The organism is Streptomyces sp. NPDC045899 (genome assembly GCF_056431485.1).
Genome location: NZ_JBWKKP010000008.1, coordinates 243,951 through 258,401 on the forward strand (window position 1 = coordinate 243,951; position 14,451 = coordinate 258,401).

Annotated in this window: 15 protein-coding genes and 2 tRNA genes; 6 read left to right on the top strand and 11 right to left on the bottom strand. The window is 70.7% G+C overall.

What is annotated here, in order from left to right:
* Positions 1–46: 46 nt before the first annotated feature.
* The 8 genes from AC07FT_RS14965 to AC07FT_RS15000 form a co-directional block, all read right to left on the bottom strand.
* Positions 47–169: a hypothetical protein gene (locus tag AC07FT_RS14965; protein WP_471192510.1), complete on the bottom strand. Its 123-nt coding sequence runs from the start codon at positions 167–169 to the stop codon at positions 47–49.
* Positions 166–804: a response regulator transcription factor gene (locus tag AC07FT_RS14970; protein ID WP_479176577.1), complete on the bottom strand. Its 639-nt coding sequence runs from the start codon at positions 802–804 to the stop codon at positions 166–168. The genes AC07FT_RS14965 and AC07FT_RS14970 overlap by 4 nt, the downstream gene beginning before the upstream one ends.
* Positions 801–2,045, bottom strand: a complete 1,245-nt coding sequence (locus AC07FT_RS14975) for a sensor histidine kinase (protein WP_479176578.1) — start codon at positions 2,043–2,045, stop codon at positions 801–803. Before AC07FT_RS14975 ends, AC07FT_RS14970 begins: the two co-directional genes overlap by 4 nt.
* A gap of 36 nt (positions 2,046–2,081) precedes the next feature.
* Positions 2,082–2,867: an ABC transporter permease gene (locus AC07FT_RS14980; protein ID WP_479176579.1), complete on the bottom strand. Its 786-nt coding sequence runs from the start codon at positions 2,865–2,867 to the stop codon at positions 2,082–2,084.
* On the bottom strand, positions 2,864–3,871 hold the full coding sequence (locus AC07FT_RS14985) for an ABC transporter ATP-binding protein (protein WP_479176580.1): 1,008 nt from the start codon (positions 3,869–3,871) through the stop codon (positions 2,864–2,866). Before AC07FT_RS14985 ends, AC07FT_RS14980 begins: the two co-directional genes overlap by 4 nt.
* 142 nt (positions 3,872–4,013) lie before the next feature.
* A tRNA-Gly gene (locus AC07FT_RS14990) sits at positions 4,014–4,089 on the bottom strand.
* A gap of 79 nt (positions 4,090–4,168) precedes the next feature.
* A tRNA-Gly gene (locus tag AC07FT_RS14995) sits at positions 4,169–4,240 on the bottom strand.
* A 103-nt stretch (positions 4,241–4,343) separates the two neighbouring features.
* Positions 4,344–4,661 carry a histone-like nucleoid-structuring protein Lsr2 gene (locus tag AC07FT_RS15000; RefSeq protein ID WP_471192520.1) on the bottom strand — a complete coding sequence of 106 codons (318 nt, stop codon included), beginning with the start codon at positions 4,659–4,661 and terminating at the stop codon, positions 4,344–4,346.
* Between the two features lie 315 nt (positions 4,662–4,976).
* On the opposite strand from AC07FT_RS15000, the gene purS reads away from it, so the two are divergent.
* From purS to purL, 3 genes are read left to right on the top strand one after another with little or no spacing between them, the layout of a single operon-like run.
* A complete protein-coding gene (purS, locus tag AC07FT_RS15005; protein ID WP_254744803.1) occupies positions 4,977–5,261 on the top strand; it encodes a phosphoribosylformylglycinamidine synthase subunit PurS in 285 nt (94 codons plus the stop codon).
* Positions 5,258–5,938, top strand: coding sequence for a phosphoribosylformylglycinamidine synthase subunit PurQ (purQ, locus tag AC07FT_RS15010; RefSeq protein ID WP_432587312.1), 681 nt, complete (start codon positions 5,258–5,260; stop codon positions 5,936–5,938). Before purS ends, purQ begins: the two co-directional genes overlap by 4 nt.
* Entirely contained in the window at positions 5,935–8,184 is a 2,250-nt protein-coding gene (gene purL, locus AC07FT_RS15015) for a phosphoribosylformylglycinamidine synthase subunit PurL (RefSeq protein ID WP_479176581.1), read from the top strand. The genes purQ and purL overlap by 4 nt, the downstream gene beginning before the upstream one ends.
* 70 nt (positions 8,185–8,254) lie before the next feature.
* Here purL and AC07FT_RS15020 read toward each other — a convergent pair whose 3' ends face one another.
* Positions 8,255–8,656: a nuclear transport factor 2 family protein gene (locus tag AC07FT_RS15020; RefSeq protein ID WP_254744809.1), complete on the bottom strand. Its 402-nt coding sequence runs from the start codon at positions 8,654–8,656 to the stop codon at positions 8,255–8,257.
* A gap of 121 nt (positions 8,657–8,777) precedes the next feature.
* Here AC07FT_RS15020 and AC07FT_RS15025 point away from each other — a divergent pair, with 121 nt between their 5' ends.
* From AC07FT_RS15025 to purM, 3 genes are all read left to right on the top strand, one after another.
* Positions 8,778–9,566, top strand: a complete 789-nt coding sequence (locus AC07FT_RS15025; RefSeq protein ID WP_479176582.1) for a maleylpyruvate isomerase family mycothiol-dependent enzyme — start codon at positions 8,778–8,780, stop codon at positions 9,564–9,566.
* A 192-nt stretch (positions 9,567–9,758) separates the two neighbouring features.
* Positions 9,759–11,318, top strand: a complete 1,560-nt coding sequence (purF, locus tag AC07FT_RS15030; RefSeq protein WP_471192526.1) for an amidophosphoribosyltransferase — start codon at positions 9,759–9,761, stop codon at positions 11,316–11,318.
* Positions 11,319–11,361: 43 nt separating this feature from the next.
* Complete coding sequence (gene purM / locus AC07FT_RS15035; protein ID WP_479176583.1) at positions 11,362–12,438, top strand: phosphoribosylformylglycinamidine cyclo-ligase; 1,077 nt, start codon at positions 11,362–11,364, stop codon at positions 12,436–12,438.
* Between the two features lie 102 nt (positions 12,439–12,540).
* Here the strand turns inward: purM and AC07FT_RS15040 are convergent, their stop codons facing one another.
* Together AC07FT_RS15040 and AC07FT_RS15045 are read right to left on the bottom strand one after the other, a co-directional pair.
* Positions 12,541–12,795, bottom strand: coding sequence for a DUF3073 domain-containing protein (locus AC07FT_RS15040; RefSeq protein ID WP_176181587.1), 255 nt, complete (start codon positions 12,793–12,795; stop codon positions 12,541–12,543).
* A 365-nt stretch (positions 12,796–13,160) separates the two neighbouring features.
* Complete coding sequence (locus tag AC07FT_RS15045; RefSeq protein WP_432039372.1) at positions 13,161–14,318, bottom strand: Leu/Phe/Val dehydrogenase; 1,158 nt, start codon at positions 14,316–14,318, stop codon at positions 13,161–13,163.
* Between the last annotated feature and the right edge of the window lie 133 nt (positions 14,319–14,451).

The window sequence follows — 14,451 nt, forward strand, 5'->3', positions numbered from 1 at the left end:
CTATAACCAAACCCTCGGCGGGGGAACTACCTCGCCTCCTCGGTGCTCATTTCCCCTTCTTGGACACGTTGAGCGCGATGGCCGCCACGATCACGATGGCGATGACCCAGATGATCACTGTGGGTGCCGACATGGTCTCTCCTCCTCCCGGCGTCCCTCCCAGGGTCACAGCCAGCCGCGCTCCCGCGCCATCCGCGCCGCCGCGTGACGGTTCTCCGCGGACAGCTTCATGGCGGCCGACGACAGATAGTTGCGTACCGTGCCCTGTGAGAGCCCGGCCCGTCCGGCGATATCCGCGATCGACGCCCCGTCCGCGGCCAGGTCCAGCAGCTCCGCCTCGCGTGCGGTCAGCGGGGAGTCGCCCGCGCTGATCGCGTCCGCCGCCAGATCCGGATCCACATAGCGGCTTCCGCGGTGCACGGTGCGGATGATCTCCGCGAGCCGCTGGGCGGAGGCCGTCTTGGGCACGAAGCCCCGGGCCCCCGCCTCCAGCGCCCGCTTCAGGTGGCCGGGGCGGCCGTGGCTGGTCACGATCATCGAGCGGCAATCGGGCAGTTCCGTGCGGAGCGCCGCGGCGACCCCCACCCCGTCCGTCCCCGGCATCTGGAGGTCCAGCACCGCCACATCGGGCCGGTGCGCCCGCGCCATCGCCAGCGCCTCGGGCCCGGACGCGGCCTCGGCGACCACGACCAGGTCCTCCTCCAGGGCCAGCAGGGCGGCCAGCGCGCCCCGGATCAGATGCTCGTCGTCGGCCAGCAGCACCCGGATCACCGTCGGCTCCGCCGGATCCGTGGATCGCGTCATGACGTGGCCTCCAGCGGCAGTTCGGCGCGCAGCCGGTAGGTGCCCCGCTCCCCGGGCCCCGACTCCAGCCTCCCGCCCAGCGCCGCGAGCCGTTCCCGCAGCCCCGGGAGTCCGCTGCCGCCGACGGCCCCGCCCTCCCCGGCGGGCGCCGGAAGCGCCCCCGTCCCGTCCGCGCCCACCCCGTCGTTCTCCATCTCCAGCACCGCCGTCGGCGCCTCCGCTCCGTCCACCCGCACCCGTACCGTGCAGCGCACGGCCTCCGCGTGCCGCAGCACGTTCGTGGTGCCCTCCCGGACCACCCAGCCCAGCGCGGAACGCACCGCCTCGGGCAGCTCCGCCGCGCCGCCGTCCTCGATCCGGCAGTCCACCCGGGCCGCCGTCAGCACCGACCGCGCACCGGCCAGCTCCGCCTGGAGATCCGCGTCCCGGTAGCCGCGCACCACCTCCCGCACCTCCCGCTGCGACTGCCGGGCGATCCGCTGGACCTCTTCCATCTGCCCCACCGCCTCCGGCCGTTGCCGCCGGGCGAGCTGGACCGCCAGTTCGCTCTTGAGCGCGATCACCGCCAGATCCCGTCCCATCACATCGTGCAGGTCCCGGGCGAACCGCAGCCGCTCCTCGGCGACCGCCAGCCGCGCCTGGGTCTCCCGGCTGGCGTCCACCTCCCACATCACCACCAGCACCCAGTTCGAACTGCGCACCGTGGCCAGGAACAGCGCCCCGACCAGGGGGACGGCCGCCAGGGCCGACACCGGGGCGACCGGATCCGGCCGGGCCGCCCCCATCGCCACCGCGAGCGTCACCGCGATGACCGCGTGCACGGCCGTGAACCGGCGCGTCGAGGCCAGCAGCGCGTAACCGGTGCTGAACGGCCCCACGCACAGCGCGATGGCCAGCACCGACGCACCCGGCGCGCGCAGCGCCCCGGCGGCCTCCAGGGACACACAGACCCCCAGCCCCGCCACCATCAGCGCCGCCGCCACCCCCGTGAGCCGCGGTGCTGTGGGGCCGCCGCGCAGCCGGTGGTCAAGACCCCGCCGCAGCATCGGGGCGGCCAGCAGGTTCTGCACGGAGGCCACCCCCATGAGCGCGCCGAGCAGCGCGGGCGGGGCGTCCTGCCCGAGCGGTGGTTTGGCGCCCACCACCGCCAACTGGTAGATCCAGGGCACCGCGTACAAGGTCCACCGGGTGAACGACTCCACCTTGCTGAGGCGGCTGCGCCCCCGCCATCGCCGTATCACGACTGCCCCCGTCTTCTCCGCCTCGCGTGCCGTCACTCAGCGCCGCGGCTCCCAGGGGAACCGGCGGCGCACGGTCCACCATGCCAGGGCCGTCCAGGCCGCCGCCGTGACCACCGCGGCCAGTGCCTCACCCGCGCCCATGTCCCCGGTCCAGCCCGCCCGCACCAGGCCGATCACGGGTGTCAGCGGGAGCCGTTCGCAGAACTCGGCCACCTGGTCCGGCAGCACCTCCAGCGGTACGAAGAGACCGCTGGCTAGCATCGACAGCAGCATCATCGGCATCGGGGTCAGCTGTGCGGACTCCGCGGTCCTGGTGTACGCGGCCGTCGCCGCGGCCAGCACCGCCATCTGCGGCAGCCCCAGCGCCACCCCGAGCACGGTCAGATACGGGGCCTCCGGCGCCGGTACGTCCATCGCCAGACTCACCGAGACGACCAGCACCACACACTGGACCAGCCCGATCAGCAGCGCGGGCACCGCCGCCCCGGTGAGGATCTCGGTGTCGGTGGCCTCCCCGGCGCGCAGCCGTTTGAGGACCAGCTCCTCACGCCGGATCACATACACGCCCACCAGGTTCATATAGACCGCGAGGACCAGTGCCAGTCCGATCGAACCGGGCAGCACCAGGGTGCCCGGTGACAGTCCGGTGCCCTTCAGATCGATGTCCCGGCTGAAGGTGGACATGCTGAGGGTCAGCATCCCGGGCAGCACCACGGCGGACGAGAGCGCCGCCCTGTTCCGCAGCAGCAGGGTCAGCTCGGCGCGGCCGAGTGCCAGCGCCCGCCCGGTGGTCGTGGTGGTTCCCGTCATCGCGGTGCTCATCGTGCCGCCCCCTCCATCGTCTTCTCCTCCGGCATGTCGCCGTCCTCGCCGCCCAGCCCCCGCGCGATATGCAGGAACGCCTCCTCCAGCGAGGCCGACCGGGCGTCCAGACCGGTCAGCCCGATCCGCCGGTCCCGCGCCCAGAGCAGTACCTCGGTGGCGGTGCGCTGGAGGTCCCGGGTGCTCAGCCGGACCGTCGTCCGGCCCGCCGCGTCCGGTATGCCCGGCAGCTCCATGGCGTCGGCCGCCAGCAGCTCCACGGGCGGCAGGTCCCCGGGGTGGACGTCCGTCGGGAGGGTGAGGGTCAGCCGGGAGGGGCGCTCGGCCACGATCTCCGCGACCCGGCCCGAGGTGGCGATCCGCCCCCGGTGCATGATCGCGAGCCGGTCGGCCAGCGCCTCGGCCTCCTCCAGATAGTGCGTGGTCAGCAGCACCGTGGTGCCCTGGTCCCGCAGCGTCCGCACCAGCTCCCAGGTGTCCCGCCGCCCCTCGGCGTCCAGACCGGTGGTCGGCTCGTCGAGGAAGAGCACCTCGGGGTGGCCCAGCAGGGCCAGCGCCAGGTCCAGCCGCCGGCGCTCCCCGCCGGAGAGCATCTTGACCCGTACGGCCCGCCGCCCGGCGAGCCCGACCAGCTCCAGGGCCGCGTCCACCGGCCGGGCGCCGCTGGTGCACCCCGCCCACATCCGCACCGTCTCCGCGGCCGTCAGCTCACTGGGGAAGCCGCCCTCCTGGAGCATCACGCCGATCCGCGGCCGCACCAGGGCCCGTTCCCGGTACGGATCGTGGCCGAGCACCCGCACCGTGCCACCGGTCGGGGCGGCCAGCCCCTCCAGCAGTTCGACGGTCGAGGTCTTGCCCGCGCCGTTCGTGCCGAGCAGGGCGAACAACTCGCCCCGCGCCACTTCGAAGGAGACGCCCCGTACCGCGTCGTAGCCCTGTGCCCCGGCGGGACCGTACCTCCGCCGCAGCTCGTTCACCTTGATCGCGTTGTCACCGACATGCATGGCTTCCAGGTTTCCGCCGCTCCGGCGGCTCCGGCAGTGCGAGCTGTCACCGGCTGCGATGACAAATGTCATCGGGCGTACGGCGGGGGAACGCTGAAAACAGGTCAGGCCCCGGTCGATTTCGACCGGGGCCTGACCTGAATGGAGCGGACGACGAGATTCGAACTCGCGACCCTCACCTTGGCAAGGTGATGCTCTACCAACTGAGCCACGTCCGCATGCCTCCGAACGGCTCTCACCGATCGGCGCGTGCATCACTCTACCTGATCCACTTCCATGGAACGGTCAGGTGATGAGAGCGGGTGACAGGGATCGCACACTGCGCCTCCCCCTTGGAAAGGGGGCGCTCTACTACTGAGCTACACCCGCATGGTGTCTTCCTCGGGGTTTTGCCTTCCGGCTTCGCCCCTCGGCGTGCTCCAGACTCTAGCGGATCACCCGGGGTGCTGTGCAACTCGGCCGAACGGGTCGGTCAGCTGGACGCGTTGAACGCCTCGTAGACCTTCTTGGGGATACGGCCGCGCGGCGGCACCTCCATGCCGTGCGACCGGGCCCAGGCGCGCACCGCGGCCGGATCCGGGGCGACGGAGGTGCGGCGGTAGGCCTTCCCGGAGCGGGAGCGCTTGCGGCCGGCCTCGACGTAGGGGGCCAGGGCGTCACGCAGTTTCTCCGCGTTGACCGCGGTGAGGTCGATCTCGTACGACCTGCCGTCCAGCCCGAACGTGACCGTCTCCTCGGCAGCCCCGCCGTCGAGGTCATCGGAGAGCGTGACTACTACGCGCTGCGCCACGAAAATCGGTCCTTTCGGGCTGCATCGTTGCGTTGACGTGCAAAGATGACAGCTGTCCAGTTGTAAGCGAACAATGCTTTTTCATTTGTACAGCGGACGACAATGCATTGTGAAGCCCCGGTAATTCCGCCCGCGTGTCACACCGCAATCGGGACCATACGGTTTACCCGGTTCTTTCCCCAGCGGTTGCCCTTGACGATGCTTAAACGTGACCGAAGGGTTCCCCGCCATGGTATATCTACTCGCGTAGATTTTTCCTCGGGGTAGGCTTGGGCCACCGCCTTACGCACCAGCACCACACCACCGGGAGTGCCAGTGGCACGCGTCGTAGTCGACGTCATGCTCAAGCCGGAGATCCTCGACCCCCAGGGCCAGGCGGTGCAGCGAGCACTGCCCCGCCTCGGATTCGAGGGGATCGCCGACGTCCGTCAGGGCAAGCGCTTTGAACTCGAGGTGGAGGGCCCGGTCGACGACGCCGCCCTCGCCCGTATCCATGAGATCGCCGGGACGTTCCTCGCGAACACCGTGATCGAGGACTTCTCCGTGAAGGTCGAGGTCGGCGACGGTGCCGACAGCACCGCCGTGAAGGCGGAGTCGTGACCGCACGCGTCGGAGTCATCACCTTCCCCGGCACGCTCGACGACCGCGACACCCAGCGCGCGGTCCGCACCGCGGGTCTCGAAGCGGTGCCGCTCTGGCACCGCGACAGGGATCTGAAGCAGGTCGACGCGGTGATCCTGCCGGGCGGCTTCTCCTATGGCGACTATCTCCGCGCCGGAGCGATCTCCCGCTTCTCGCCGGTAATGGAGTCGGTCATCGAGCAGGCGAAGGCCGGTATGCCCGTCCTTGGCATCTGCAATGGCTTCCAGGTACTCACCGAGACCCATCTGCTGCCCGGTGCGATGCTGCGGAACAACCATCTGCACTTCATCTGCCGCGACCAGAAGTTGCGAGTGGAAAACGCTGAGACCGCCTGGACCCGCTCCTACGAGCAGGGCCAGGAGATCAACATCCCGCTGAAGAACATCGACGGCCGTTATGTCGCCGATGAGCGGGTCCTGGATGAACTCGAGGCCGAGGGCCGGGTCGTCTTCCGCTATCAGGAGATGAACCCCAACGGTTCCCTGCGCGACATCGCCGGCATCTCCAATGCGGCGGGCAATGTCGTCGGTCTGATGCCCCATCCCGAGCACGCCGTCGAACCGCTGATCGGCACCGGTCGCACCGACGGTCTCGGATTCTTCACCTCGATCCTCAAGAGGCTGGTCAGCGCATGACCCTGGACACCACGAAGCACGCGGCGCAGACCCCGGAGGCCGAGCAGCCCTGGGCCGAGCTCGGGCTCAAGCAGGACGAGTACGAGCGCATCCGCGAGATCCTCGGCCGCCGTCCCACCGGTGCCGAGCTCGCCATGTACTCCGTCATGTGGTCCGAGCACTGCTCGTACAAGTCGAGCAAGGTCCATCTGCGGCAGTTCGGCGAGAAGGCCCCGGAGAACGACGCGCTGCTCGTCGGCATCGGTGAGAACGCGGGCGTGGTCGACATCGGCCAGGGCTACGCGGTCACCTTCAAGGTCGAGTCGCACAACCACCCCTCCTACATCGAGCCCTACCAGGGTGCGGCCACCGGCGTGGGCGGCATCGTCCGCGACATCCTCGCCATGGGCGCCCGCCCGGTCGCCGTGATGGACCCGCTGCGCTTCGGCGCCGCGGACCACCCCGACACCAAGCGGGTGCTGCCCGGTGTGGTCGCGGGCATCGGCGGCTACGGCAACTGCCTGGGGCTGCCCAATATCGGCGGCGAGGTCGTCTTCGACCCCTGCTACCAGGGAAACCCGCTGGTCAACGCCCTGTGCGTGGGTGTGATGAAGCACGAGGACATCCACCTGGCCAAGGCGTCCGGCACGGGCAACAAGGTCATCCTCTACGGCGCTCGCACCGGCGGTGACGGTATCGGCGGCGTCTCCGTGCTGGCCTCGGAGACCTTCGACGACAGCAAGCCCGCCAAGCGCCCCGCCGTCCAGGTCGGCGACCCCTTCCAGGAGAAGCTGCTCATCGAGTGCACCCTGGAGATCTTCCGCGAGGACCTGGTCGACGGCATCCAGGACCTCGGCGGCGCCGGGCTCTCCTGCGCCACCAGCGAGCTGGCCTCGGCCGGCTCCGGCGGTATGCGGGTCGAGCTGGACACCGTGCCGCTGCGTGACGCGACGCTCTCGCCCGAGGAGATCCTCATGAGCGAGTCGCAGGAGCGCATGTGCGCCATCGTCGAGCCCGGCAAGGTCGACCGCTTCCTGGAGATCTGCGAGAAGTGGGACGTCATCGCCACGGTGATCGGTGAGGTCACCGACGGCGAGCGGCTGGAGATCTTCTGGCACGGCGAGCAGATCGTCGACGTGCCGCCGCGCACCGTCGCCCACGAGGGCCCGGTCTACGAGCGCCCCTTCGCCCGCCCCGCGTGGCAGGACGCGCTCCAGGCCGATGACGCGGCCAAGCTGCCGCGCCCGGCGACCGGTGAGGAACTGCGCGCGCAGGTGCTCCGGGTGATCTCCTCGCCCAACCAGGCGTCCAAGTCCTGGGTCACCGACCAGTACGACCGCTTCGTGCAGGGCAACACGGTGCTGGCCCAGCCCGAGGACTCCGGCATGGTCCGGGTGGACGAGGAGACCGGTCTGGGTGTCGCCGTCGCCACCGACGGCAACGGCCGCTACGCCAAGCTGGACCCGTACACCGGCGCCCAGCTCGCACTCGCCGAGTCCTACCGCAATGTGGCGGCATCCGGTGCCAAGCCGCTGGCGATCTCCGACTGCCTCAACTTCGGCTCGCCGGAGGACCCCGCGGTCATGTGGCAGTTCGCGGAGGCCACCCGCGGTCTCGCGGACGGCTGCCAGATCCTGGGCACCCCGGTGACCGGCGGCAATGTCTCGCTGTACAACCAGACCGGTGAGGTGGCCATCCACCCGACGCCGGTGGTGGCCGTCCTCGGTGTGATCGACGACGTGAACCGCCGCACCCCGATCGCCTTCGCGGAGGAGGGCCAGCTGCTCTACCTCCTCGGGGACACCGCGGAGGAACTGGGCGGTTCGGCCTGGTCCCAGGTGATCCACGACCACCTCGGCGGTATGCCGCCCGCGGTGGACCTGGAGCGTGAGCGGCTGCTCGCCGAGATCCTGATCTCGGCCTCGCGCGACGGCATGGTGGACGCGGCGCACGACCTGTCCGACGGCGGTCTGGTCCAGGCGCTGGCCGAGTCCTGTCTGCGCGGCGGCAAGGGCGCCCGGATCGTGGTCCCGGACGGGCTCGACCCGTTCGTGCTGCTCTTCTCGGAGTCCGCGGGCCGGGCGGTCGTCTCGGTGCCGCGCAGCGAGGAGGTCCGCTTCAACGACATGTGCGGCGCCCGCGGGCTGCCGGCGGTGCGGATCGGTGTGGTGGACGGCGACGCGATCGACGTCCAGGGCCAGTTCTCGCTGCCGCTGGCCGAGCTGCGGGAGGCGTACGAGGCGACGATCCCGGGTCTGCTGGCCTGATCGCGTTCTCCGGACGTGCCTCGCGCGGCCCCGCCCCTCTGCCGGGGGCGGGGCCGCGCGGTCCGTCCGGTCACCTCCAGTAGGCGTTGAGCGCGTCGATGTCCTCCACGCACTCGTCGATGTCGGAGATCTTCCCGCCGATGACGGTGATGAACTGGGCGGCCTTCATGTCGAAGGAACGGCTGCCGTCCGCGCTGCGCGCGCGGTACCGGTAGCCGAAGATCACATGGCCGCGGCCGTCGGCGGTCAGCATCTCGGGTTCGATCGCCTTGCTGCTGCCGTCCGGGCTGCCCCACTGCCGGTACAGCCGGATACACGCCTCCAGGCCCTTGTGGTGCCCGGACATCGTGTTGTCACCGGGTACGTGGTGGACGACGTCGGAGGTCATGAACGTCGACAGGGTGTCCATGTCACCCCGGATGAACGCCTCGAAGGCGCGCCGCACCAGGGCACAATCCGGGTGCTCAGCCATGGAGATTCACACCTTTCACACTGATAGATAACCTTTCTCGCATTTCCCCCGTATCCCCCGTTCTTCTCCATCGTCGGCCGATCCCGCCCCGCTGTCCACGGCGCTCGATAGGCTCGGTGCCATGCCGACCCGTGCCCGCGCCCGCACCTATGACTCCGCCAGGATCCGCGCCGCCGTGACCGCGCAGCTGCGCCAGGTGCGCCAGGCGGCGGACGGACTGGACGAGGAGGCGCTCCGGGCCCCGACCCGGCTCGGCGACTGGACCGTGCGCGAGCTGCTGACCCATGTGGCGGCCACCGTGGACGCCGTCGCCCGGCTGCTGGAGGCGCCCGCGCCGCCCGCCCAGGAGGCCGGGGTGAACGACTACGCGGCGGCCGTCGCGTCGTTCGCCGGGGCCGTCGACGAGGGCACCCGCAGGGCGGCGCGGGACGCGGACCCGTCAGCGCTGCTGGAGCGGGCCGAGCACCGGTTCGCCGAGCTGGCCGCCGTGGCGCCGGGGGACCGGCTGCTGGCGGTGCCGCTGGGGGCCATGCGGCTGGACGACTTCCTGGTGACCCGCTGTGTGGAGCTGGTCGTGCACTCCGATGACCTGGCCGACGCCCTCGGCACCCCGGTGCCGTACGACCGCCAGGCGATGGCCGCGGCCGTCCGGATGCTGGCCGACGCCCTCGCGGCGAAGGCACCCGGCGGTTCGGTCGAGGTCCGGATCCCGCCGTACGCGGTGGTCCAGTGCGTCGAGGGGCCCCGGCACACCCGCGGCACCCCGCCCAACGTGGTGGAGACCGATCCGCTGACCTGGGTGCGGCTGGCCACCGGCCGCACCGGCTGGGCCCGGGCGCTGGACGCCGCCGAGGTGTCGGCCGGCGGGGAGCGGGCCGACCTCGCGGACCTCCTCCCGGTCCTGGCGTAGACCCCGCCCGGGGGTCGTCCGGCCTGTTCGCGGCAGATGTGACCGATGCCCCACTCACCCCGGTCGCACCCCCTCGTTCCCTGGTGGGGCCGGGGTACGGGACCCCGCGGAAGGCTCGGGCGAATGCGACATACACCCCGGGGGCCGGTCCCTCGTTCGGACGTGCCCGGGAACTGTCCTAGACTCGATGCCGTGCCACGTGGTGACGGACGACTCAGCCACGACCTGCTCCCCGGTGAGAAGGGCCCCCAGGACGCTTGCGGCGTCTTCGGAGTCTGGGCACCGGGTGAAGAGGTCGCCAAACTCACCTATTTCGGGCTGTATGCGCTGCAGCACCGTGGACAGGAGTCCGCGGGCATCGCGGTGAGCAACGGCTCCCAGATCCTCGTCTTCAAGGACATGGGCCTGGTCTCACAGGTCTTCGACGAGACATCCCTCGGCTCCCTGCTGGGCCATATCGCGGTGGGCCATGCCCGCTACTCCACCACCGGAGCCTCGGTGTGGGAGAACGCGCAGCCGACTTTCCGGGCGACCGCCCACGGCTCCATCGCGCTCGGCCACAACGGCAACCTGGTCAACACGGCCGAGCTCGCCGAGATGGTCGCGGCCCTGCCCCGGGACGGCGGCCGGGCCACCCAGGTCGCGGCGACCAACGACACCGACCTCGTCACGGCCCTCCTCGCGGGCCAGGCCGACGAGGACGGCAAGCCGCTGACCGTCGAGCAGGCCGCCCCGATCGTCCTGCCCCGCGTCAAGGGCGCTTTCAGCCTCGTCTTCATGGATGAGCAGACGCTCTATGCCGCCCGTGACCCGCAGGGCATCCGCCCGCTGGTCCTCGGCCGCCTCGAGCGCGGCTGGGTGGTGGCGTCGGAGTCCGCCGCGCTGGACATCGTGGGAGCGTCCTTCATCCGGGAGATCGAGCCTGGCGAGATGGTCGCCATCGACGAGAACGGGCTGCGGTCCACCACCTTCGCCGAGGCCCGCCCCAAGGGCTGTGTCTTCGAGTACGTCTACCTGGCCCGCCCCGACACCGACATCGCCGGGCGGAACGTCTACCTCTCCCGGGTCGAGATGGGCCGCAAGCTGGCGGCCGAGGCCCCGGCCGACGCCGACCTGGTCATAGCGACGCCCGAGTCCGGCACCCCCGCCGCCGTCGGCTACGCCGAGGCCAGCGGAATTCCGTACGGCTCCGGACTGGTCAAGAACAGCTATGTGGGCCGGACCTTCATCCAGCCCTCGCAGACCATCCGGCAGCTGGGCATCCGCCTCAAGCTGAACCCCCTCAAGGAGGTCATCCGCGGCAAGCGCCTGGTGGTCGTCGACGATTCGATCGTCCGCGGCAACACCCAGCGCGCCCTGGTGCGGATGCTGCGCGAGGCCGGGGCCGCCGAGGTGCACATCCGCATCTCGTCCCCGCCCATCAAGTGGCCGTGCTTCTTCGGCATCGACTTCGCCACCCGCGCCGAGCTGATCGCCAACGGCCTCTCGGTCGAGGAGATCGGCAAGTCGCTGGGCGCCGACTCGCTGTCCTACATCTCCATCGACGGCATGATCGAGGCGACCACCATCGCCAAGCCGAATCTCTGCCGCGCCTGCTTCGACGGCGAGTACCCGATGGACCTGCCGGACCCCGAGCTGCTGGGCAAGCACCTGCTGGAGTCCGAGACCCAGACCGCCGCCAGTGCCGACGCCGATGGTGTGCGGACGCTGACCGCCGGGGTCGGCGGCGCCGACGCGCTCCGCCGCCCGTAGGCCCGTCCCGCCTGCCCTCTCCGATAGGAAAGATCTCAACGCCATGACACCCCGGTCCGAGTTCGGGTCCACCTACGCCGCCGCGGGCGTCGACATCGAGGCGGGCGACCGCGCCGTCGAGCTCATGAAGGAGTGGGTGAAGAAGGCGTCCCGACCCGAGGTCGTGGGCGGTCTCGGCGGGTTCGCCGGACTCTTCGACGCCTCCGCGCTGGCCCGCTACGAGCGTCCGCTGCTGGCGTCCGCCACCGACGGTGTGGGCACCAAGGTGGACATCGCGCGCCGTATGGGCGTCTACGACACCATCGGCCATGACCTGGTCGGCATGGTCGTCGACGACCTCGTGGTGTGCGGCGCCGAGCCGCTGTTCATGACCGACTACATCTGCGTCGGCAAGGTCTACCCCGAGCGGGTCGCGGCCATCGTCAAGGGCATCGCCGAGGGCTGCGCGCTCGCGGGCTGCGCCCTGGTGGGCGGCGAGACCGCCGAGCACCCCGGGCTGCTGGCCGCCGATGACTTCGATGTCGCCGGTGCCGGTACGGGCGTGGTCGAGGCCGACCGGGTGCTGGGCGCGGATCGTATCCGAACGGGTGATGTCGTCATCGCCATGAAGTCCTCCGGACTTCACTCGAACGGGTACTCACTGGTCCGTCATGTGCTCTTCGACAAGGCCGGCTGGACGCTCGACCGCGAGGTGCCGGAGTTGGGCCGCGCCCTCGGCGAGGAACTGCTCGAGCCCACCCGGATCTACGCGCTGGACTGTCTGGCGCTGACCCGCACCACCGAGGTGCACGCCTTCTCGCACATCACCGGCGGCGGGCTCGCCAGCAACCTGGCCCGGGTGATCCCGGAGGGCCTGCGCGCGGTGGTCGACCGTTCGACCTGGACCCCCGGCCCGGTGTTCGGGCTGGTGGGCGAGGCCGGTTCGGTCGAGCGGCTGGAGCTGGAGAAGACCCTCAACATGGGCGTCGGCATGATGGCCGTCGTCCCCGCCGAGTCGGTGGATGTGGCACTGGCCACATGCGCTGACCGCGGGATGGACGCCTGGGTCAGTGGCGAGATCCTCGACCGCGCGCCCGGCGAGACCGAAGCGGTGACGCTGACCGGTGACTACGCGAGCTGAGCGAGCCCCGCGCACTGCGCGGGCAGCACAGAAGCCGGTCCGAGGCGGGGGCCCCGGACCGGCGGAGGTGCGGCGAAAAGCCGGACGCCTGGAACGAGTGGTTCAGGCGCGGCGACGCTGCGGGGACGGATCCGACTGTTCGTCGTCCTCGTCCTCATCGTCGTTGTACAGATCCGCGTACTGTGCGTACGGGTCGTCGTCCAGCTCATCGTCCTCGAACGGCTCGCCATTCGGCGGCTGGCTCGATGTCGATGCGCCCAGCTCCTCGGCCAGGCGTGAGAGGTCAGTCCCACCGCTGTTGTACTTCAGCTGGCGGGCGACCTTCGTCTGCTTGGCCTTGGCCCGGCCGCGCCCCATGGCTCGACCCCCTCAACGACGGGGCTCGACGGCCCCAGAGTCTTGACACGCGTTCACGTTCATCACTTGGAGCGGACTCCCCTGGGAGAGACCGGTCCGTAGGGCTTCAACGGTACCTGCTTCTGTGGCCATACGGTACGTCGCCCGCATGACGTGCCACGAGGCATGACCGTCGGGGAGCCCTTTCCCCGCTGGTCAGCTGCGATTTTAACGCGTCTTGTGCGCCGACCCGCCGACGGGCCGTGAGGGATCTCTCGTCGACGGCTCCGCGGGGGCTCTCGCGGCCCCGCGCGCATCCGTCCCGAAGGACCCCGCACGACCCGTCCGGGCGGTCCTCAGCGGCTTCCCAGCGCTTTCCCGGACCCTCAGGCGCTCGCGCGGCCCTCGGCCATCCGGTGCTCCGCCAGACGGTCGGCGGCCGCGGCGGGCGGAATGCCGTCGGTCTTGGCCCGATCGAATATGGCCAAAGTCGTATCGAAGATCTTGGCGGCCTTGGCCTTCGCCCGGTCGAAGTCGAAACCGTGCAACTCGTCGGCCACCTGGATCACGCCACCCGCGTTCACCACGTAGTCCGGTGCGTAGAGGATCCCGCGGTCGGCGAGGTCCTTCTCCACACCCGGGTGCGCGAGCTGGTTGTTGGCCGCTCCGCACACCACCTTCGCGGTCAGCACCGGCACCGTGTCGTCGTCGAGCGCGCCGCCGAGCGCGCAGGGCGCGTACACATCGAGGTCCGCGCGGATCAGCGCGTCGGTGTCGGGGACGGCCTGGACCCGCGGGTGACGGGCCAGCACCTGGTCGATCGACTCGCTGCGCACATCGGTCACCACGACCTCGGCGCCGTCCACGAGGAGGTGCTCCACCAGGTGGTGGCCGACCTTGCCGACGCCCGCGATACCGACCCGGCGGCCGCTCAGGGTGGGCGCGCCCCAGGACGCCTGGGCGCTGGCCCGCATGCCCTGGAAGACGCCGAAGGCGGTGAGCACGGAGGAGTCGCCGGCGCCGCCGTTCTCGGGCGAGCGGCCGGTGGTCCAGGGGCACTCGCGGGAGACCACGTCCATGTCGGAGACATAGGTGCCGACATCGCAGGCGGTCACGTAACGGCCGCCGAGGGAGGCCACGAAGCGTCCGTAGGCCAGCAGCAGGGCCTCGGTCTTGATCTCATCGGGATCGCCGAGGATCACTGCCTTGCCGCCACCGTGGTCGAGACCGGCCAGCGCGTTCTTGTAGGACATGCCGCGGGCGAGGTTGAGCGCGTCGAGGACCGCCGCTTCCTCGGGGTTCTCCTCGGAGCCGTAGGCATGGAATCGGGTGCCGCCCAGGGCCGGGCCCAGAGCGGTGGAGTGGATGGCGATGACGGCCTTCAGGCCGCTCTCCCGGTCCTGGCAGAGCAGGACCTGCTCATGTCCGCCCAGGTCGGACCGGAACAGTATCGAGAGCGGGGTCAGAGGGTTCGGCACGCGACTTACCGTCGGACCGTCGGCGCTGACGGTGTGACGTACGTCGGTCACGGTGGTGACTCCCATAGGTCGGGGTAGGTGCCCTCCTTGCTGGTGGGGAGGGCCGATGGGCAAGAGGGTAAGCCCTGGGCGGCCGGCGGATCGCTCATGTCCACGACGAGTCCGCATGGCGGTCATGGGACGATGCGGTCAGCCGGGT

Excerpts from the sequence above, each read along its gene's own strand:
- AC07FT_RS14970 (WP_479176577.1), bottom strand. The coding sequence starts at position 804 with ATGACGCGATCCACGGATCCGGCGGAGCCGACGGTGATCCGGGTGCTG.
- AC07FT_RS14980 (WP_479176579.1), bottom strand. The coding sequence starts at position 2,867 with ATGAGCACCGCGATGACGGGAACCACCACGACCACCGGGCGGGCGCTG.
- AC07FT_RS14985 (WP_479176580.1), bottom strand. The coding sequence starts at position 3,871 with ATGCATGTCGGTGACAACGCGATCAAGGTGAACGAGCTGCGGCGGAGG.
- purL (WP_479176581.1), top strand. The coding sequence starts at position 5,935 with ATGACCCTGGACACCACGAAGCACGCGGCGCAGACCCCGGAGGCCGAG.
- AC07FT_RS15020 (WP_254744809.1), bottom strand. The coding sequence starts at position 8,656 with ATGGCTGAGCACCCGGATTGTGCCCTGGTGCGGCGCGCCTTCGAGGCG.
- AC07FT_RS15025 (WP_479176582.1), top strand. The coding sequence starts at position 8,778 with ATGCCGACCCGTGCCCGCGCCCGCACCTATGACTCCGCCAGGATCCGC.
- purM (WP_479176583.1), top strand. The coding sequence starts at position 11,362 with ATGACACCCCGGTCCGAGTTCGGGTCCACCTACGCCGCCGCGGGCGTC.
- AC07FT_RS15040 (WP_176181587.1), bottom strand. The coding sequence starts at position 12,795 with ATGGGGCGCGGCCGGGCCAAGGCCAAGCAGACGAAGGTCGCCCGCCAG.
- AC07FT_RS15045 (WP_432039372.1), bottom strand. The coding sequence starts at position 14,318 with ATGGGAGTCACCACCGTGACCGACGTACGTCACACCGTCAGCGCCGAC.